This is a genomic window from Streptomyces shaanxiensis (genome assembly GCF_039537145.1).
GTDB classification, from domain to species: Bacteria; Actinomycetota; Actinomycetes; order Streptomycetales; family Streptomycetaceae; genus Streptomyces; species Streptomyces shaanxiensis.
Window position 1 is genome coordinate 85,904 of record NZ_BAAAZY010000033.1, and the last position, 18,897, is coordinate 104,800.

18 protein-coding genes are annotated in these 18,897 nt (G+C 70.2%); 12 read left to right on the forward strand and 6 right to left on the reverse strand.

The window, feature by feature from the left end:
* Positions 1–80 precede the first annotated feature (80 nt).
* Positions 81–1,661, forward strand: coding sequence for a carboxylesterase/lipase family protein (locus tag ABD932_RS41960; RefSeq protein WP_345021532.1), 1,581 nt, complete (start codon positions 81–83; stop codon positions 1,659–1,661).
* Positions 1,662–1,733: 72 nt separating this feature from the next.
* Positions 1,734–2,378 (forward strand): DedA family protein, encoded by a 645-nt coding sequence (locus ABD932_RS41965; protein WP_345021534.1) that lies wholly within the window; start codon positions 1,734–1,736, stop codon positions 2,376–2,378.
* Between the two features lie 96 nt (positions 2,379–2,474).
* Here the strand turns inward: ABD932_RS41965 and ABD932_RS41970 are convergent, their stop codons facing one another.
* Positions 2,475–3,005, reverse strand: coding sequence for a gamma carbonic anhydrase family protein (locus ABD932_RS41970; protein ID WP_345021535.1), 531 nt, complete (start codon positions 3,003–3,005; stop codon positions 2,475–2,477).
* 110 nt (positions 3,006–3,115) lie between these two features.
* Here ABD932_RS41970 and ABD932_RS41975 point away from each other — a divergent pair, with 110 nt between their 5' ends.
* On the forward strand, positions 3,116–3,913 hold the full coding sequence (locus ABD932_RS41975; RefSeq protein WP_345021537.1) for an acyltransferase: 798 nt from the start codon (positions 3,116–3,118) through the stop codon (positions 3,911–3,913).
* Between the two features lies 1 nt (position 3,914).
* Here the strand turns inward: ABD932_RS41975 and ABD932_RS41980 are convergent, their stop codons facing one another.
* Positions 3,915–4,772: an EamA family transporter gene (locus ABD932_RS41980; protein ID WP_345021539.1), complete on the reverse strand. Its 858-nt coding sequence runs from the start codon at positions 4,770–4,772 to the stop codon at positions 3,915–3,917.
* A gap of 107 nt (positions 4,773–4,879) precedes the next feature.
* Between ABD932_RS41980 and ABD932_RS41985 the strand changes: the two genes are divergently transcribed.
* Positions 4,880–5,452, forward strand: coding sequence for a helix-turn-helix domain-containing protein (locus ABD932_RS41985; protein WP_345021541.1), 573 nt, complete (start codon positions 4,880–4,882; stop codon positions 5,450–5,452).
* Positions 5,453–5,495: 43 nt separating this feature from the next.
* Positions 5,496–6,053: a YbaK/EbsC family protein gene (locus ABD932_RS41990; RefSeq protein ID WP_345021542.1), complete on the forward strand. Its 558-nt coding sequence runs from the start codon at positions 5,496–5,498 to the stop codon at positions 6,051–6,053.
* Positions 6,054–6,063: 10 nt separating this feature from the next.
* Here ABD932_RS41990 and ABD932_RS41995 read toward each other — a convergent pair whose 3' ends face one another.
* From ABD932_RS41995 to ABD932_RS42005, 3 genes are all read right to left on the reverse strand, one after another.
* Positions 6,064–7,176, reverse strand: a complete 1,113-nt coding sequence (locus ABD932_RS41995; RefSeq protein ID WP_345021544.1) for a cation diffusion facilitator family transporter — start codon at positions 7,174–7,176, stop codon at positions 6,064–6,066.
* A 158-nt stretch (positions 7,177–7,334) separates the two neighbouring features.
* Positions 7,335–8,558, reverse strand: coding sequence for a 4-hydroxybenzoate 3-monooxygenase (locus tag ABD932_RS42000; protein WP_345021546.1), 1,224 nt, complete (start codon positions 8,556–8,558; stop codon positions 7,335–7,337).
* Between the two features lie 82 nt (positions 8,559–8,640).
* Entirely contained in the window at positions 8,641–9,048 is a 408-nt protein-coding gene (locus ABD932_RS42005) for a CoA-binding protein (RefSeq protein ID WP_345021547.1), read from the reverse strand.
* A 503-nt stretch (positions 9,049–9,551) separates the two neighbouring features.
* Between ABD932_RS42005 and ABD932_RS42010 the strand changes: the two genes are divergently transcribed.
* The 6 genes from ABD932_RS42010 (at position 9,552) to ABD932_RS42035 (ending at position 16,274) form a co-directional block, all read left to right on the forward strand.
* Positions 9,552–11,312: a BCCT family transporter gene (locus ABD932_RS42010; RefSeq protein WP_345021549.1), complete on the forward strand. Its 1,761-nt coding sequence runs from the start codon at positions 9,552–9,554 to the stop codon at positions 11,310–11,312.
* Positions 11,313–11,543: 231 nt separating this feature from the next.
* On the forward strand, positions 11,544–12,629 hold the full coding sequence (locus ABD932_RS42015; RefSeq protein WP_345021551.1) for an S-(hydroxymethyl)mycothiol dehydrogenase: 1,086 nt from the start codon (positions 11,544–11,546) through the stop codon (positions 12,627–12,629).
* Positions 12,629–13,258 (forward strand): MBL fold metallo-hydrolase, encoded by a 630-nt coding sequence (locus ABD932_RS42020; protein ID WP_345021552.1) that lies wholly within the window; start codon positions 12,629–12,631, stop codon positions 13,256–13,258. The genes ABD932_RS42015 and ABD932_RS42020 overlap by 1 nt, the downstream gene beginning before the upstream one ends.
* 214 nt (positions 13,259–13,472) lie before the next feature.
* A complete protein-coding gene (locus tag ABD932_RS42025) occupies positions 13,473–13,835 on the forward strand; it encodes a bifunctional 3-phenylpropionate/cinnamic acid dioxygenase ferredoxin subunit (RefSeq protein WP_345021554.1) in 363 nt (120 codons plus the stop codon).
* On the forward strand, positions 13,832–14,995 hold the full coding sequence (locus tag ABD932_RS42030; RefSeq protein ID WP_345021556.1) for an NAD(P)/FAD-dependent oxidoreductase: 1,164 nt from the start codon (positions 13,832–13,834) through the stop codon (positions 14,993–14,995). Before ABD932_RS42025 ends, ABD932_RS42030 begins: the two co-directional genes overlap by 4 nt.
* A gap of 148 nt (positions 14,996–15,143) precedes the next feature.
* On the forward strand, positions 15,144–16,274 hold the full coding sequence (locus ABD932_RS42035) for an aromatic ring-hydroxylating oxygenase subunit alpha (protein ID WP_345021558.1): 1,131 nt from the start codon (positions 15,144–15,146) through the stop codon (positions 16,272–16,274).
* 1 nt (position 16,275) lies between these two features.
* Here the strand turns inward: ABD932_RS42035 and ABD932_RS42040 are convergent, their stop codons facing one another.
* Positions 16,276–17,073: an IclR family transcriptional regulator gene (locus ABD932_RS42040; protein ID WP_345021560.1), complete on the reverse strand. Its 798-nt coding sequence runs from the start codon at positions 17,071–17,073 to the stop codon at positions 16,276–16,278.
* Between the two features lie 150 nt (positions 17,074–17,223).
* Between ABD932_RS42040 and betA the strand changes: the two genes are divergently transcribed.
* Positions 17,224–18,894 (forward strand): choline dehydrogenase, encoded by a 1,671-nt coding sequence (betA, locus tag ABD932_RS42045; protein ID WP_345021562.1) that lies wholly within the window; start codon positions 17,224–17,226, stop codon positions 18,892–18,894.
* The last annotated feature ends 3 nt before the right edge of the window (positions 18,895–18,897 follow it).

The following is an 18,897-nucleotide window of genomic DNA, read 5'->3' on the forward strand; positions in this document are numbered from 1 at the left end:
CTCGTCCACATCGTTGACACGCGTCACCAATGCCTCACAACGTGGTGCCTTCAACTGCGGACGAATGTGGAGGTGGACCGGTGTTACGTCGTCTGTCCGTCGCGCTGCTGGCCCTCGCGGCGGCGCTCATCAGTCCCGTGCCCGCGCAGGCGCAGGCCGCCGACGATCCCGTGGTCCGCACGGACGCGGGCCTGGTCCGCGGTGAAACCACCGCCGAGGGACGGCAGTTCCTCGGCATCCCCTACGCCGAGCCGCCCGTCGCCGAACTCCGCTGGCGGGAACCGCGGCCGGTCCGGCCCTGGCAAGGAGTCCGCACGGCACGGGACTTCGGCAACAAGTGTGTGCAGGCGGCGAGTTGGGACCCCGGCTACGAGCAGCCGAGCCACACCGAGGACTGCCTCGACCTCAATGTGTATGTCCCTGAAGAGACCCATACACCCGAAGGTGCCGCCCGCCGGGCGGTCCTGGTCTGGTTCCACGGCGGAGGGCTCACCGCCGGGGCCGGCCAGGACGTCGCCCCCGACACCTTCGCCCGGCAGACCGACACGGTCGTCGTGACCGTCAATTACCGCCTCGGGGCGATGGGCTTCCTGGCCACGGCCGGCCTCGACGGCGAGGCCCGCGACAAGGTGTCCGGCAACTTCGGCATGCTCGACCAGCAGGCCGCGCTGCGCTGGATCCGTGCCAACATCGGCCGTTTCGGCGGCGACCCGGGCCGCGTGACCATCGCGGGTGAGTCGGCGGGCGGCCGTTCGGTCTGTACCCAGCTGGCCTCGCCGACGGCGAAGGGGTTGTTCCGGGCCGGAATCATCCAGAGCGGGGCGTACGGCGACTGCGGTGCGCGCACGCACGAGACGGCCGTGGCCCAGGGAGCCGCCTTCGCGCGGAAGCTCGGCTGTGCCGACGTCGCCTGTCTGCGGGCCAAGCCGCCCGCCGAGATCCTGGCGGCGCAGAGCGGGTTCGACTGGGCGCCGGTGACCGGCGGCGCGTTCCTGCCGAGGCAGCCGAAGGAGGCGTTCGCGCAGGGTGCCGCGGCCGGCGTACCGGTCATGAACGGCGCGAACCAGGACGAGGGGCGCCTCTTCGCGTTCGCCCGCTTCGACCTGAGCGGCACCCCGCTCACCGCCGACCAGTACCCGACGGTCATGCGGGCGGACTACGGCGACGCGGCGCTCGCGCGCTACCCCCTGTCCTCGTACCCCGCCCCGACCATCGCCTACGCCACGGCCCAGGGCGACCAGATGTTCGCCTGCCCGGCCCTCCGCCTCGACTCCACACTCGCCGGACGCGGCAAGGTCTACGCGTACGAGTTCGCCGACCGCACCTCCCCGCCCTTCGCGTCCCTGCGCAACCTCGGCACGGACTTCGACTTCGGCGCGACCCACGTCAACGAGGTGCAGTATCTCTTCAAGCACTTCGGCCTCCCGTCACCGCTGAACGCCGAGCAGCGGAGGCTGGCGCGGCAGATGGTCCAGTACTGGGGCTCCTTCGTCCGGGACGGGGTGCCGCGCGCGGCGGGACAGCCCGCGATGCCCTCCCGGCCGGGGGCGGTGCTGGCACTGCGCACCACGTCCGCCGGCGGGAATGAGACGAGCGCCACCGTGCACCGTGAGCACCAGTGCAACCTCTGGGACGCCGAGACCGTCACTCAGAACGGGTAGGCTGCCCCGGCGCACGCTCACGGCCGAGCGTGCGCCGGGGACGCAGGGTCCAGGAGACGAGAGGAAGCGGCGTTGCACGTCCAGGAATGGCTCGAAACGGTGCCCCCACTGGCGATCTATCTGCTGGTCGGCGTGGTCATCGGCCTGGAGAGCCTGGGCATCCCGCTGCCCGGCGAGATCATCCTGGTCTCCTCGGCGCTGCTCGCCTCACAGCACGGTGAGATCGACCCCTTCGTGCTCGGCGCCTGCGCGACCGCGGGCGCGATCATCGGTGACTCCATCGGCTACGCCATCGGCCGCAAGGGGGGCCGCCCTCTTCTGACCTGGCTGGGCACGAAGTTCCCCAAGCACTTCAGCGAGGGCCACATCGCCACTGCCGAGCGCTCCTTCCAGAAGTGGGGCATGTGGGCCGTCTTCTTCGGCCGCTTCGTAGCCCTCCTGCGCATCTTCGCCGGCCCCCTCGCGGGCGTCCTGCAGATGCCGTACTGGAAGTTCCTGATCGCCAACGTCTTCGGCGGCATCCTCTGGGCGGGCGGCACGACCGCGGTCATCTACTACGTGGGTGTGGTCGCCGAGTCCTGGCTGAAGCGCTTCTCGTGGCTGGGCCTGGTGGCGGCGGTCCTGATCGGCCTGACGTCGATGCTGATCATCAAGCGCAAAGCGAAGAAGGCGCAGGTAGCCCATCAGGAACCGGAACCGGTGGCCGCCGGGGAGTGAAGCGCCCCTTCAGGGGCGCGGGCGGGGCTGTAGCGATCTGCGGCTCCGCCGCGTGGGCGCGACCAGCCACGAACAACCCGTAGACCGCGCAGGACCTTACGCCCCGTGCTCTTCCCGGTGTGCCTTCGCCAACTCCGCATACATGGTCCCGTTGAGCGTGACACCCTGCCGCTCTTCCCCCGTGAGCTCCCGCTTGACCTTCGCAGGAACCCCCGCCACAAGCGACCCGGGCGGCACCTGCATCCCCTGCGGCACCAACGCCTGCGCGGCCACAAGCGACCCCGCCCCGATCACCGCGCCATTCAGCACCGTCGCGCCCATCCCGATCAGACAGTCATCCTCAACGGTCGCCCCATGCACGACGGCGTTGTGCCCGATGGACACCCGCTCGCCGACGGTCACAGGGAAGCCGGGATCAGCATGAAGCGTGCAGTTGTCCTGCACGTTGCTGCTCGCGCCGACGGAGATCTTCTCGACATCGCCGCGCAGCACCGCCCCGTACCAAACGCTCGCCCCCGCCTCCAACGTCACATCCCCGATCACTGACGATGTGGGGGCCACGAATGCCGCCTCATCGATCTTCGGTTCCCGTCCCCCGATACCCATGACCAGCGCTCTGTGCGTCATCGCCCTCTCCTCACCACGAACGTCGTAGACGCACGCTACGCCACCCGGTAGGGCGAAGATCACAGGCCTCCCACCCCATCAGGGCGCCGCATGCTCAGTACGGTGAACGCGTGCCCAAGCGCAAGAACACGTTCTCATCCTGGCGGCGCGGCCTCGCCCAGCGCGCCGTCCACGCGGCCTGGGCCTGGGCGCAGCGCACGGGTTCGGTGACCGCCGAGAACCCCGGCCGCCTCCGCTTCGGCTCGATCGGCGAAGCCACCCGCCTCGCCTTCCCGCTCGGCACCGTGTTCGGCGAACCCTGGATCCACCTCGGCTCCCACTGCATCGTCGGGGAGCAGGTGACGCTGACCGCCGGTCTGATGCCCGACCTGGACCTGGGCCCGGAGCCGATCCTGCGCATAGGGGACGGCGTGGTGCTGGGCCGCGGCAGCCATGTCATCGCCGACACGACGGTCACCATCGGCAGCGACTGCTACTTCGGGCCGTACGTCTACGTCACGTCCACCAACCACTCGTACGACGATCCGCACGAGCCCATCGGCAAGCAGTGGCCGCGGATGGAGGCGGTCGAGATCGGCCCGGGGTGCTGGATCGGCACCGGCGCCGTGATCCTGCCGGGCGCGCGGATCGGGCGGAACGTCGTGGTCGCGGCCGGTGCGGTGGTCCGGGGCGCGGTGCCCGACCACGCCGTCGTGGCGGGGGCGCCCGCCCGTGTCGTACGGCGCTGGACGCCCGGCGACGGCTGGCAGCCGCCTCTTCGGACCCCGGCGCCGGTGCCGATACCCGATGGGATCACCCCCGAGCAGCTGCAGGCGCTGGCCGAGCTGGACGAGGAGACGGCGGCGAGGCTGGCGGAGCTGGACGAGAAGGCGGCCGCCGAACTTGCCGAGCCTGCCGCGGAGTCCTGAGTCAGCCGGCCGCCAGCAGCACCGTGCCCACCAGCGCGAGCCCCGCGCCCGCCGCCTGCATCCCACGCAACCGCTCGCTGAGGAAGCCACGTGCCGCCAGGGCGGTCACCACCGGGTAGAGAGAGGCCAGGACGGCGGCCACGGTGACCGGGCCGTGCTGGGCGGCGACCACGTAGGTGCCGTTCGCCCCGACGTCGGCGAGGCCGACGAAGGCGAGCGCGGGCAGCGAGCGCCAGGGAAAACCGTCCTCCGGGAGGGCCGCGGCGCCCCGCCGCACGGAGACGTACAGCGCGAGGCCGCCCGCCGCGATGTTGACCACGCGCTGCACGAAGAGGGCGAGGAACAGGCCGGTCACGGTGGACGACGCCTCCGCGATCAGCGCGAACACCGTGCCGAAGCCGAAGGCGGCGATCAGGGTGAGCAGGATGGCCTGCCGCTGCACGGGCGCGCCCCGCAGCTGCGGTCCGCCCGCGAGCACGACGCCGAGTACGGCGACCGCGATGCCCGCGACCTGAATCAGACCGGGCCGCTCGCCGAGGAAGAGGCCCACGCCGACCGGGACGGCCACGCCCACGGTGCCGAGCGGGGAGACCACGCCCATGGGGCCGAGCGCGAGAGCCTTGTAGAAACAGAGCAGGGCGATCGGCCCCACCACACCGGCGGCGACCGCGAACCACAGCTGGGATCCGGCCTCGCTCCAGCCACCCGTGGCGATCACGATCACACCGAGTACGACCGCGGCGATCCCCTGCGAGACGACGACCACCGTGAGCGCGGGGGTGCGCCGGGTCAGCAGTCCGCCGCCGAAGTCGGCCAGCCCCCACAACAGGCTGGTGGCCAGGGCGAAAAGTGCTGTCACGGGGTGCCTCGCAGTACAGTTCGGTGAACGATCGGGTGCACCCCACCGTAGTACAGCTCGCTAGACCCTGTCATCCAGAATATTGAACTCCGGAATTTGGACGGAATGTGTCGGACCTCGACCTGTTGACCCAGTCCCTGGCGCGCAACGTCAAACACTGGCGCGCGGCGCGCGGCTTCACGCTGGACGTGCTCGCCGCCAGGGCAGGTGTCAGCCGCGGCATGCTCATCCAGATCGAGCAGGCGCGCACCAACCCCAGCCTCGGCACGGTGGTCAAGATCGGTGACGCGCTCGGGATCAGTATCACCACCCTGCTCGACTACGAGCAGGGGCCGAAGGTGCGGGTCGTCCCGGCCGACCAGGTCGTGCGGCTGTGGCACACCGACGCGGGCAGCCACAGCCGGCTCCTCGCCGGCGCCGAGGCGCCCGGCCCGCTGGAGATGTGGCACTGGCGGATGATGCCGGGCGAGAGCAGCGACTCGGACCCGCATCCGGTCGGCACCGTCGAGATCGTCCACGTCACGGCGGGCGAACTGACCCTCACCGTCGACGGCACGGAGTACCGCGTCCCGGCCGGCGCGAGCGCCACCTTCGAGGCCGATGCCCCGCACTCGTACGGCAATCAGGGCGACGTCCCGACCGAGTGGATGCTGGCCGTCTCGGTCCCGCCCGCCCGCTGAGATCTCGCTCCGGCGGTGTCGGCGGGCCTGTTAGCGTGCGTTCATGGACGCGCCCATCGGACACTTCGACAACGCCACCCCCGCCCCCGACTGCCTCGACGAACTCATCGGCCCGGTCGCCGACGCCGTACGCCACTGGCGCGGCAGCGTCCCCGCCGACCAGATCGTCTACGTCGAGACCGACCCGCAGTGGGCGGACACCGCCGTCTTCGTCGAGCACTACGGGCAGGAACTGCTGGAGCAGTCCGCGAACTGCGTGGTCGTCGCGGGCAAGCGCGGCGGCGAGACCACGCTGGCCGCGTGCGTCGTGCTCTCCACCACCCGGGTCGACGTGAACGGTGTCGTCCGCCGTCAACTCGGCGCCCGCAAGGCGTCGTTCGCCTCGATGGACACGGCGACCGGCGAGACCGGCATGGAGTACGGCGGCATCACCCCGATCGGGCTGCCCGACGGCTGGCCGGTGATGGTGGACTCGGCCGTCGTCGACCTGCCGTACGTCCTGGTCGGCAGCGGGCGCCGGCGGGGCAAGCTGCTGGTGCCGGGCAAGGCGTTCGCCGAGCTGCCGGGGGCGGTCGTACTGGAAGGACTCGGCGTCGCCTGAGGTCCTGGGCTCAGGTCGTGGCGTGGTGGGCGAGGGCCAGGTGCGGATCCGCCTCGCCCGGCGCCGGTGCCGGGTCGGCGTGGACCAGGGCCGCGGTGAGCCGGGGGACGGCGTGCAGCAGGGCGTGTTCGGCGTCGACGGCGATGGCGTGCGCCTGACGTACCGTCACCTCGCCGTCCACGACGACCGCCACCTCGGCGCGCAGCCGGTGCCCGATCCAGCGCAGCCGCAGCTCGCCCACCTCGCGCACGCCCGCGACGTCCCGAAGCGCCCGCTCGGCCCGGTCCACCAGGGCCGGGTCCACGGCGTCCATCACCCGCCGGAAGACCTCGCGTGCCGCGTCCCGCAGCACCAGCGTGATCGCGGCCGTGATCGCCAACCCCACGATGGGGTCCGCGAGTTGCCACCCGAGCGCCGCGCCCCCGGCACTCAACAGGACGGCGAGTGACGTGAATCCGTCCGTACGGGCGTGCAGTCCGTCCGCGACCAGCGCGGCCGAGCCGATGGAGCGGCCCACCCGGATCCGGTACCGGGCCACCCATTCGTTCCCCGCGAACCCGACGAGCGCCGCCGCGGCCACGGCCGGGATCTGCTGCATCGGGCGTGGGTCGAGCAGGCGGTCGACGGCCGTCCACGCCGCGAAGGCCGCGGACGCGGCGATCGTCAGCACGATGGCGATGCCCGCGAGGTCCTCGGCCCGCCCGTAGCCGTACGTGAAGCGACGGGTCGCCGCGCGCCGGCCGAGCACGAAGGCGATGCCGAGCGGTACGGCGGTCAGCGCGTCCGCGGTGTTGTGCACCGTGTCGCCGAGCAGCGCGACCGATCCGGAGACGACCACCACGACCGCCTGAACGAGCGCCGTCACCCCGAGCACGGCCAGCGAGACCCACAGCGCGCGCATACCGCGGGCCGAGGACTCCAGGGCGGAGTCGAGCTTGTCGGCGGTTTCGTGGGAGTGGGGACGGAGGAGGTGGGTGAGGCGGTGGCGGAGGGGGGTGCGGGTGTGGGAGTGCTCATGGTGGCCGTGGCCGTGGCCGTGGCCGTGGTGGTGATCGTGGCTGCGGTGGTGCTCGTGAGGGTGGCCGTGATGGCCCTGGTGCTCGTGCGAGTGCCCGTCGCTCACGGCGGTCCCCTTCCGGTGCGTGGGAGTGGGCGAGTGACCACCCACGACGCCATTATGTGCGTATGAGCGCACGCATGCACCTATCACCTGCGTACGATGCGCACCCGCGCAAGGAGGGCCGCCGGCGATCTGCTCCCTCGGCGACGGCCGGCTGTGACTCAGTAGTCGGCGTTGGTGCCCAGGTACTGCTCCGCGAACGCCATCGCCGCGGTCGGGGAGCCGAAGAGGCGGCGGAGGCGGGCGAGGGTGGTGCCCGCGCGGTAGGGGTCACCGGAGGACGCGCCGTGGTAGACCTCGGAGAGCCAGTGGGAGAACTCCTGGTAGTCCCACACCCGGCCCAGGCAGGCCACCGAGTAGCCGTCGAGGCCGGTGCCGTCGCCCTTCGTGAGGTACGCGACGATCGCGTCGCCGAGCAGGAAGGCGTCGTGCAGGGCGAGGTTCATGCCCTTGGCGGCGATCGGGGCGGTCAGGTGGGCGGCGTCGCCGGCCAGGAAGAGGCGGCCGAACACCATGGGTTCGACCACGTAGTTGTGCATGTCGAGGACGCGCTTCTCGATGAGCCGCCCCTCGTTCAGCGGCGGCGCGCCGTTCGCCCCGAGCCGCTGCTGCAGCTCCGTCCAGACCCTGTCGTGCGACCAGGTCTCCGGGTCGTCGCCGGGCGGGCACTCGAGGTAGTAGCGGGTCACCTCGGCGCTGCGCGGCATGTGTCCGGCGAACCCGTTCGGATGCATGCCGAACAGCACGCAGTCGGAGGACGGCGGCGCCTCGGCGAGCAGCGCCAGCCAGCCGATGCCGTAGTCGCTGCGGGAGATGTGGGCACGGCCGTCGGACACGGCGGCGCGCGTCACCCCGCGCGCCCCGTCGCAGCCGGCCACGAAGTCGCAGTGCACGACCTCGCGTCGGCCCGTCTCCGGGCAGGTGTACGACACCGAGGGGTGGTCGGTGTCGAGGTCGTGCAGTTCCACGTCCTGAACGCCGAAGCGTATGGCCCCGCCGCGCACGTCCGCGTACTCGCGCACCAGGTCCGTCACCAGCAACTGCTGCGGATAGATCCAGTGGTGCTGTCCCGTCAGCTCGGTGTACGCGAACCGGTAGCGCTCCCCGGCGAACCGGAACTCGCACTCCGTGTGCCGCTGCGCCCGCGCCAGCAGCGTGTCCGCGAGGCCCCGCCGCTCGAGTCCGCGTACCGCCCACTCCTCGATGACCCCGGCCCGCGGCCGCTGCTCGATGAACTGACGTGTCTCGGTCTCCAGGACCAGACAGTCGACGGACGCCGCCCGCAGGATGTTGCCGATGGTGAGGCCGGCCGGCCCGGCGCCCACGATGACGACCGGGAAGCGTTGCGGGGCAACGGAGTTGGTGTGGGGGGAGGTCGAAGTCACCCGAGCATTATGGGGGCGGGTGATGTGGGGAGGGGAGGGCTCCGGGGCGGGCTCGGCGGCTCGGCGACGTATCGCCTGCCGGTCAGCCCAGGCGCGGGATCTCGATCGCCGGGCAGCGGTCCATGACCATGTCGAGGCCGGCGGCGCGGGTGCGGTCGTAGGCGGCCACGTCGATGACGCCGAGCTGGAACCAGACGGCCTTCGCGCCGATGGCCACGGCCTCGTCGGCGACGGCCCCGGCGAGGTCGCTGTTGACGAACACGTCGACGACGTCGACTTCGAAGGGGATCGCTTCCAGAGAGGGGTATCCATGTTCCCCGTGGACCGTCTCCGCCTTCGGGTGCACGGGCACGATGCGCTTGCCGAAGCGCTGGAGGACGTCGGCGACCCCGTAGGCCGCACGCCGCTGGTTCGTCGACAGGCCCACGACGGCCCAGGTGTCGCCGAGCTCGGTGAGGATCTTGCGCACTGTCGCCGGGTCGCCGTACACGCTTGGCCTCCTTGGGGATCGTGCAAGGGCTGCTGTTCCGGGCAACAGCGGGCGGTGTGCGCTGATTCCCCGGTGGAAAACGGGGTCAGTACCAGCGCGCTGCGCGTCATCACGGCGCCGGAGACCCCGCCCCGCGGCCCGTACCGCGGTGGTGTCGGGCGCGTACCACCGCGGCCACCGGACGTGCGCCCGCGCAGTCCGCTGACGGTTCGCCGGCCGGGGATCCCCCACGCGCGGCCGTTCGGGTCGGGTCGGGCGAGGTCGGGCAACTCCGCACGTCCGACCCCTTGACAGCCCTCCCCAGGGCCCAGATGGTTGTTGCTCATAGTGAATGCTGATGCGTTATCCGCAACGATGTGGGATGGCGGCCGCTCCGCCTCCCCTTCCCTCGTCGATCTCCCATCCGCTCCGGCGTGCCAGTCGGTCAGGCGGAATCACCGACGGGTCCCCATGACGTCGTCCGCGACGAAGACTCTCCTGCCGTCTGTGGAAAGGACGAGTTGATGAACAGAACCCGCGAGAGGAACGGGAGCAGAAGCCATCCCGTCGAAGCGGACCTCCCCGGAAGCCCGGCGGCACGCGTGGGCCCGCGGACCGACCGGGTCGTCTTCGGTGTCGCCGCGGCCCTCACCCTCGCCTTCGTCGTCTGGGGAGCGACGGCGACCGACACCCTGGAGAGCGTGTCCGGCAAGCTGCTCGACGGGACCATCCGAAACGGCGGCTGGGCGTTCGTCCTCGCCGCCTCGGGCTTCGTGGTCTTCGCTCTCTGGCTGGCGATGAGCCGTTACGGGCGGATCACCCTGGGCGCGGAGGGCGAGCAGCCCGAGTTCCGCACCGTCTCCTGGATCGCCATGATGTTCAGCGCGGGCATGGGCATCGGCCTGATGTTCTACGGCGTGAGCGAACCGCTGTCGCACTTCACCACTCCACCGCCGGGTACCGACCCGGCCGACGCCAACCAGGCCATGGAGACCGCCATGGCCACCACCCTCTTCCACTGGACGCTCCATCCGTGGGCGATGTACGCGGTGGTCGGCCTGGCCATCGCCTACAGCACCTTCCGGCGCGGACGCCGGCAGCTGATCAGCGCCGTGTTCACCCCGCTGATCGGTGAGAAGCGGGCGAACGGCTGGGGCGGCAGGGTCATCGACATCCTCGCCATCTTCGCCACCCTCTTCGGCTCCGCGGCCTCCCTGGGGCTCGGCGCCCTGCAGATCGGCAGCGGCTTCACCGGGCTCGGCTGGATGGGATCCGTCGGCACCGGCCTGCTGGTCGCCGTGATCGCGGTGCTGACCGTGGCGTTCGTCGCCTCGGCCGTGTCCGGGATCGCCAAGGGCATCCAGTGGCTGTCCAACATCAACATGGTTCTGGCGGTGACCCTGGCGGTCTTCGTGTTCCTCGTCGGGCCGAGCATCTTCATCCTCGACCTGCTGCCCACCTCCATCGGCGCCTTCCTCGGCGACCTGACCCAGATGGCAGGGCGCACCGAGGCGTCGAGCGGTGAGGGAGTCGCCGACTGGCTGGCCGGCTGGACGGTCTTCTACTGGGCCTGGTGGATCTCCTGGACGCCGTTCGTCGGCATGTTCATCGCGCGCATCAGCCGCGGCCGGACCATCCGGCAGTTCGTGGGCGGGGTCATCCTGGTGCCCAGCACCGTCAGCCTGCTGTGGTTCGCGATCTTCGGCGGCTCGGCGATGCACCTGCAGGACGAGGGCCGACTCAAGGGCGCCGGGACGGCCCAGGGGCAGCTCTTCGACGTGCTCCAGCAGTACCCGATCGCGACGGTGACGAGCATCGTGGTGATGATCCTCGTCGGAATCTTCTTCGTCTCCGGCGCCGACGCCGCCTCGATCGTCATGGGCACGCTCTCGCAGCGCGGATCCCTGGAACCGACCCGGACCGTGGTGGTGTTCTGGGGTGTGCTGACCGGAGCGGTCGCCGCGATCATGCTGCTCATCGGCGGCGGCAAGGGCGACGCGCTCACCGGGCTGCAGAACCTCACCATTCTGGCGGCGGCCCCCTTCACCCTCGTGATGATCGGCCTGTGCATCGCGCTCACCCGCGATCTGCGCCAGGACCCGCTCATCCTCCGCGGACGCAAGGGCAAGGAAGCGATCGAGACGGCCGTCATCGCCGGCCACGAGCAGTACGACGGCGACTTCGAACTCCGCATCGGTCCCTGCACGTCCACGGATGGCGCGAAGTCGGCACAGCCCCAGCCGCCGACGCAACCCACGCATTCCCCAACCTCCTCCGCCGGCTGAGACCGGCGGACCCGCGCCCTCCGCGCCCGGCGAGGTCGTGGAACCGCCCATGTGCGGCCACGACCCTGCCGGGCGTTCGTGCTGTCGCGCCGGGATTCCGACCGGCCGAGGGAACCCTCGTCGCGCTCCTTGACCGCCGGTTCGCGCTCAAGGATGCTGTGTTGCGACACGTGAGATGTGTGCCGTAATGAGCAACATCTGATTCAAGTCTCGATCAGCCGAGGAGTGGCCATGACGCACCAGGTCCGTGCTGTCGTAGCGCGGGGCAAGGGCGCCCCCGTCAGCCTGGAGACGATCGTCGTGCCGGACCCGGGTCCGGGTGAGGCGCTGGTGAAGATCGAGGCCTGCGGGGTCTGCCACACCGATCTTCACTATCGGGAGGGCGGCATCAACGACGACTTCCCCTTCCTGCTGGGCCACGAGGCCGCGGGTGTGGTGGAGTCGGTGGGGGAGGGGGTGACCGACGTCGCGCCCGGTGACTTCGTGATCCTCAACTGGCGTGCGGTGTGCGGTCAGTGCCGTGCGTGTCTGCGCGGTCGGCCCTGGTACTGCTTCAACACCCACAACGCCAAGCAGAAGATGACCCTGCTGGACGGCACCGAGCTCTCGCCCGCGCTGGGCATCGGCGCGTTCGCGGAGAAGACGCTGGTGGCGGCCGGGCAGTGCACGAAGGTCGCCCCGACCGCGTCGGCGGCCGCCGCCGGCCTCCTGGGGTGCGGCGTGATGGCGGGCATCGGCGCGGCCATCAACACCGGCAACGTCGGACGGGGCGACTCGGTCGCCGTCATCGGCTGCGGTGGTGTCGGGGCCGCGGCGATCGCCGGGGCGAACCTGGCGGGCGCGGCCAAGGTCATCGCGGTCGACATCGACGACCGGAAACTGGCCACGGCCGAGAAGCTGGGCGCGACCCACACCGTCAACTCCAAGAACGCCGACGCGGTGGAGGCGATCCGCGAGCTGACCGGCGGCCACGGCGCGGACGTCGTCATCGAGGCGGTGGGCCGTCCGGAGACGTACAAGCAGGCGTTCTACGCCCGCGACCTCGCCGGCACTGTCGTTCTGGTCGGCGTGCCCACCCCGGAGATGAAGCTGGAACTGCCGCTGCTGGACGTCTTCGGCCGGGGCGGGTCGCTGAAGTCCTCCTGGTACGGCGACTGCCTGCCTTCCCGGGACTTCCCGATGCTCATCGACCTCTATCTCCAGGGCCGGCTCGACCTGGACGCGTTCGTCACGGAGACCATCGCACTGGACGAGGTCGAGAAGGCCTTCGAGCGGATGCACGGCGGCGACGTGCTGCGCTCGGTGGTGGTCCTGTGATGGCCGCGCGCATCGAGCATCTCGTCACCTCGGGCACGTTCTCGCTGGACGGCGGCACCTGGGACGTCGACAACAACGTGTGGATCGTCGGCGACGACCACGAGGTGATCGTCATCGACGCCGCACACGACGCCGAGGCCATCGCCCGAGCCGTCGGTGGGCGCACCCTGCGGGCCATCGTGTGCACCCACGCGCACAACGACCACATCGACGCCGCGCCCGACCTCGCGGAACGCACCGGTGCCCCGGTCCTCCTCCACCCGGACGACCTCCCGCTGTGGAAGCAGACCCACCCCGACCGGGCGCCGGACGCCGAACTGACCGACGGGCAGGGCCTCACGGTGGCCGGCATCGAGCTGACCGTGCTGCACACACCCGGCCACGCGCCGGGCGCCGTCTGCCTGTACGTGCCGGCCCTGAGTGCCCTCTTCAGCGGCGACACCCTGTTCGCGGGCGGGCCGGGGGCGACGGGACGGTCGTACAGCCACTTCCCGACCATCGTCGACTCGATCCGGGACCGGCTGCTGACCCTGCCGGGCGACACCGTCGTACACACCGGACACGGCGACACGACCACCATCGCCGCCGAGGCACCGCACCTCCAGGAGTGGATCGACCGCGGCTTCTGACGGCCGCCGGCGACCCTCACGCGCCCGCCCTCGGCTCGCGTCCCCCGCGAGTCGATGCGGCGGGCCGCTGTTGTCCTATATGAAGCGAGTTCTATATGGCGCAACAAAAGGAACGGCTCAGAGTGCCCTCTGAATGCCTTGACAAGGGTTCTGGGCGACCTCAGACTGATGTTGCGCTTACCGCAATCCGTTTCGTTATACGCACCGAGGTGTCATGATGATTCCCGCGTGCCGTCTCGAGGATCTCCCCCGAGGCGAGGCCCACCGGCTCGACATCGATCCGCCGGTCTCGGTGTTCCACACCGACGACGGCGAGCTCTTCGCCATCGACGACACCTGCACCCACCAGGACGCGTCGCTCGCCGACGGCTGGCTGGAGGGTCGCGAGGTGGAATGCCCGCTGCATGCTTCGAAGTTCGACCTGAGGACCGGCGCGGTCGACGCCCCGCCGGCCAAGCTTCCGGTCCGGACGCACGAGGTCATCGTCGAGGACGGCGTCATCTACGTCCGGCTGTCCACGGACGCGCCCAACCTGCCGCCCTGCATCGCTGCCCGGCTCGCCGGAGGTCCCGCGTGAGGACCGTCGCCGTGGTCGGCGCCTCACTGGCCGGTCTGTCGGCGGCGCGCTCGCTGCGCAAGCAGGGCTACGACGGTCGGCTGGTCGTCATCGGAGACGAGCTCCACCGCCCGTACGACAGGCCCCCGCTGTCCAAGGAGTTCCTGTCCGGCACGCTCGGCGAGGCCGAACTCGCGCTGGAGACGGACGACGAGGACCTGCGGGCGGAGTGGCTGCTGGGCGTCCGCGCCACCGGACTCGACCACGCGCGGCGTGCCGTCCGGCTCGACGACGGACGGGAGGTGTCCGCCGACGGTGTCGTCATCGCGACCGGCGCCGCGGCGCGCACCCTTCCCGGTTCCGAAGGGCTGGCCGGAGTGCACACCCTGCGCACCCTGGACGACGCCCGCGCCCTGCGGGACGAACTGGCCCGCGGCGGACGGCTGGTGGTGATCGGCGGAGGCTTCATCGGAGCCGAGGTCGCCTCCACCGCGTACGCCCTCGGGCTCGACGTGACCGTCGTCGAAGCGGCCCCGACCCCGCTCGCCGGACCACTCGGCGAGACCATGGGCGCCATCGTCTCCGCCCTCCACGCCGACCATGGCGTGCGGCTGGAGTGCGGTGTGGGCGTCAAGGGGCTGAGCGGGGAGAATCGTGTCGACGCCGTCCTGCTGGAGGACGGCCGCGGCATCCCCGCCGACATCGTCGTCGTCGGCGTGGGCGCACGCCCGAACGTCGAGTGGCTGGAAGGCTCCGGCATAGCTCTCGACAACGGCGTCAAGTGCGGCGCCGACGGCCGCACCAGCCTGGCCGGCGTGGTCGCGGTCGGTGACTGCGCCAACTGGTACGACCCGCGCGCGGGTTTCCATCGCCGCGTCGAGCACTGGACCGGCGCGCGCGAGCGCCCCGACGCCGCGGTCGCCGCGCTGCTGGCGGGCGGTGCGGTGGAACCGGGTGTGCCCAGGCCGCCGTACTTCTGGTCCGACCAGTACGGCGTGAAGATCCAGTTCGCCGGTCATGCGGCCGGAGCGGACAGCGTGACCATCGAGGCGGGCGCCGCGGACGACCGCGACGTCCTGGCCGTCTACCGGCGGGCCGGGAACCCGGTCGCCGTGCTCGGGATGAACCAGCCGCGGCTGTTCATGCGCTGGCGCAAGCAGCTCGCCGCCACCGCGTCCTGACACCCCCCGCATCTTGACACCGCCCCAGCGGCATCTCATGCTGCGGTTGCGCATAGCACGCAGCGTTGCTCCATGCACAACACCGTCCGGAGTCGCTCTTCCCGGCGCGTGACTGACCCCTCCACGACGTTCTCCCGAGGAGTGCACCGTGACCTCGACCAGCCTGCCGGACAGCCTGATCGCCACTCTCCCCGGCTCCTCCTACACGGACCCGGGCATCTTCGCCCAGGAGCAGGAGCACATATTCGAGACCATGTGGTTCTGCGTGGCCCGCGCTTCCGAGCTGGCGAAGCCCGGCGCCTTCCGCACCGTCGACGTGGGGCGCGAGAGCATCCTCGTCACCCGGGCTAGGGACAACAGCATCCGTGCGTACTTCAATGTCTGCCGGCACCGCGGGGCCAAGCTCTGCACCGAGGAGACCGGCGAGGTCAAGCGCGCCTTCCAGTGCCCGTACCACGCCTGGACGTACGACCTGAACGGCAAGCTCGTCGCGGCGCCCAACCTCACCAAGATGCCCGACGTGGGCCGGACCGAGTACGGCCTGGTGAGCGTGGCCGTGCGCGAATGGCTCGGCTATGTGTGGGTCTGCCTCGCGGAGAACCCGCCCTCCTTCGAGGAGGACGTCATCGGGGAGGTCGTCGCCCGGCTCGGCGACGTCGAGTCGATCGAGCGCTACGGCATCGACAGTCTCTCCGTGGGCAAGCGGATCGTCTACGACGTCAAGTCGAACTGGAAGCTCATCATCGAGAACTTCATGGAGTGCTACCACTGCGCCACCATCCACCCGGAACTGACCGAGGTGCTCCCGGAGTTCGCGGACGGTTACGCCGCCCAGTACTACGTCGGTCACGGTGCCGAGTTCGGCGAGGACGTCCAGGGCTTCACCGTCGACGGCTCCGAGGGCCTGGACCGCATTCCCGGGGTCGCGGACGACCAGGACCGCCGCTACTACGCGATCACCGTCAAGCCCCAGGTGTTCATCAACCTCGTCCCCGACCATGTGATCTTCCACCGGATGTATCCGGTGTCCGTGGACCGCACGATCGTCGAGTGCGACTGGCTCTACCTTCCGCACGTCGTCGAGAGCGGCAAGGACGTCAGCCGGTCGGTGGAACTCTTCCACCGGGTCAATCAGCAGGACTTCGACGCCTGCGAGCGCACACAGCCCGGCATGAGCTCCCGGATGTACGCCAAGGGTGGCGTACTCGTGCCCAGTGAGCATCACATCGGCGCGTTCCACGACTGGGTGAACGAGCGCCTGGGCACCCCTCAGGCGTGACTCAGCCCAGGTAGCCCATCCGGTGGCTGATCTCCTGGGCGCCCTTGAGCAGCACCGGGGAGAGCTCGTGCATGCGGTCCTCGGTGAGCCGGTAGGCGGGACCGGAGGCGCTGAGTGCGGCGATGACGTCACCGTCCCGGTTGCGGACCGGTGCGGCCATGGCGTGCAGGCCGATCTCCAGCTCCTCCAAGGTGATGGAGTAGTTCCGCTCCCGCGTCTCGGCGAGGTTCCTCTCGAGCTTCGTCTTGGCGGTGATGGTGCGCGCCGTGACCTTCTTCATGCCGGCCTCGGTCAGCAGGGTCGTGCGCTCCTTGGTCGGCAGATACGCCAACAGGATCTTGCCGCTCGACGTGGCGTGCAGAGGAGTCAGCTGGCCGACCCAGTTGTGCGCGGTGATGGCTCCCGGGCCGCGCACCTGGTACAGGTTGATCGCGTAGTGCTCCTGCATGACGGCGATGTTGACGGTCTCGCCGATCTCCTCGGCGAGGCGTTCGCAGACCGGACGGCCCTGCTGGGTGATGTCGATACGGCCGGTGACGGCGCCGGCCAGACGGACGATCCCGAAGCCGAGCCGGTACTTGCCGCGTTCACCGGCCTGCTCCACCAGGCCGCGCGCCTCCAGGGCGCCGAGGAGACGGAAGGCGGTGGACTTGTGCACCTCGATCTCGGCCGCCACCTCGCTGACGCCCGCCTCGCCACGCTGGGCGAGGATCTCCAGGACGCTGATGGCGCGGTCCACCGACTGGACGCCGCCCGCTTGTGAATTCGACGTTTCTGTGTCAGGGCTGTAGTTGCTCACAGTGAAACTATACGCGTAGTAAACAACACGACTGCAAGTAACGCCGTCGAAACGAAGACCCAGAAGTTGCGCGGTTCGCAACCTGGTGCGTATAGCGCTACCGGGTTTAGCATTCCTCGCACATCTACGGCGCGAGCGAGACGAGGCACCATGGCTCCCCTGCAGTACGACTTCGTCATCGTCGGTGGCGGTTCGGCCGGCAGCGCACTGGCGAACAGGCTCTCCGCAGACCCGGCGAACCGGGTGCTGGTCCTGGAGGCGGGCCGGTCCGACTACCCGTGGGACGTCTTCATTCACATGCCCGCGGCGCTGACCTACCCCATCGGCAGCCGGTTCTACGACTGGAAGTACGAGTCCGAGCCCGAACCCCACATGGGCGGCCGGCGCATCTACCACGCGCGCGGCAAGGTGCTGGGCGGTTCCAGCAGCATCAACGGCATGATCTTCCAGCGCGGCAACCCCATGGACTATGAGCGCTGGGCCGCCGACCCGGGCATGGAGACCTGGGACTACGCGCACTGTCTGCCGTACTTCCGGCGTATGGAGAACTGTCTGGCGGCCGATCCGGACGACGAGTTCCGCGGTCATGACGGCCCTCTCGTCCTTGAGCGCGGCCCGGCGACGAACCCCCTCTTCGGAGCCTTCCTCAAGGCCACCGAGGAGGCGGGCTATGCGCCCACCGACGACGTCAACGGCTACCGGCAGGAAGGTTTCGCCAAGTTCGACCGAAATGTCCATCGTGGACGTCGGCTCTCGGCCTCGAAGGCGTACCTCAAGCCCGCGACGAAGCGGCCGAACCTCACCGTCAGGACCCGCGCCCTCGTCACCCGCGTCCTCTTCGAGGGCAAGCGCGCCGTCGGCGTCGAGTACCGGCGGGGCCGGGGCGCGCTCCAGCAGGTCCGCGCCAAGGAAGTCATCCTCTGCGGCGGCGCCATCAACTCCCCGCAACTGCTCCAGCTCTCCGGCGTCGGCAACGCCGAGGAACTGCGCGCCCTCGGCATCGATGTCGTCCACGACCTTCCCGGCGTCGGCGAGAACATGCAGGACCACTTGGAGGTGTACATCCAGTACGCCTGCAAGCAGCCCGTCTCCATGCAGCCGTACCTGGCGAAGTGGCGGGCCCCCTTCATCGGCCTGCAGTGGCTGTTCCGGAAGGGGCCGGCCGCGACCAACCACTTCGAGGCCGGCGGCTTCGCCCGCAGCAACGAGGACGTGGACTACCCCAACCTGATGTTCCACTTCCTGCCCATCGCGGTTCGTTACGACGGCTCCGTGCCCGCGGGCGGACACGGCTACCAGGTCCACGTGGGCCCCATGTACTCCGACGCGATCGGCTCCGTGAAGATCAAGAGCAAGGACCCGCGCGAGCACCCGGCCCTGCGCTTCAACTACCTCTCCACCGAGCAGGACCGCCGCGAATGGGTCGAGGCGATCCGGGTGGCCCGCAAGCTGCTCAACCAGCCCGCGCTCGCTCCCTACAACGACGGGGAGGTCTCGCCCGGACCGTCCGTGGAGACCGACGAGGAGATCCTCGCCTGGGTCGCCAAGGACGGCGAGACCGCTCTGCACCCGTCCTGCACCTGCAAGATGGGCACCGACGAGATGTCCGTCGTCGACCCCACCAGCATGCGGGTGCACGGAGTCGAGGGACTGCGTGTGGTGGACGCCTCCGTCATGCCGTACGTCACCAACGGCAACATCTACGCACCGGTGATGATGATCGCCGAGAAGGCCGCCGACCTGATCCTCGGCAAGGAGCCGCTCGCGCCGTCGAAGGCCGCGTACTACCGCCACCCCGACGCCAAGAAGCAGGCGGAGTAGGCG

Coding starts and splice junctions, on each gene's coding strand:
- ABD932_RS41970 (WP_345021535.1), bottom strand. CDS start 3,005: ATGACGCACAGAGCGCTGGTCATGGGTATCGGGGGACGGGAACCGAAG.
- ABD932_RS41990 (WP_345021542.1), top strand. CDS start 5,496: ATGGACGCGCCCATCGGACACTTCGACAACGCCACCCCCGCCCCCGAC.
- betA (WP_345021562.1), top strand. CDS start 17,224: ATGGCTCCCCTGCAGTACGACTTCGTCATCGTCGGTGGCGGTTCGGCC.
- ABD932_RS42015 (WP_345021551.1), top strand. CDS start 11,544: ATGACGCACCAGGTCCGTGCTGTCGTAGCGCGGGGCAAGGGCGCCCCC.
- ABD932_RS42020 (WP_345021552.1), top strand. CDS start 12,629: ATGGCCGCGCGCATCGAGCATCTCGTCACCTCGGGCACGTTCTCGCTG.
- ABD932_RS42010 (WP_345021549.1), top strand. CDS start 9,552: ATGAACAGAACCCGCGAGAGGAACGGGAGCAGAAGCCATCCCGTCGAA.
- ABD932_RS42025 (WP_345021554.1), top strand. CDS start 13,473: ATGATGATTCCCGCGTGCCGTCTCGAGGATCTCCCCCGAGGCGAGGCC.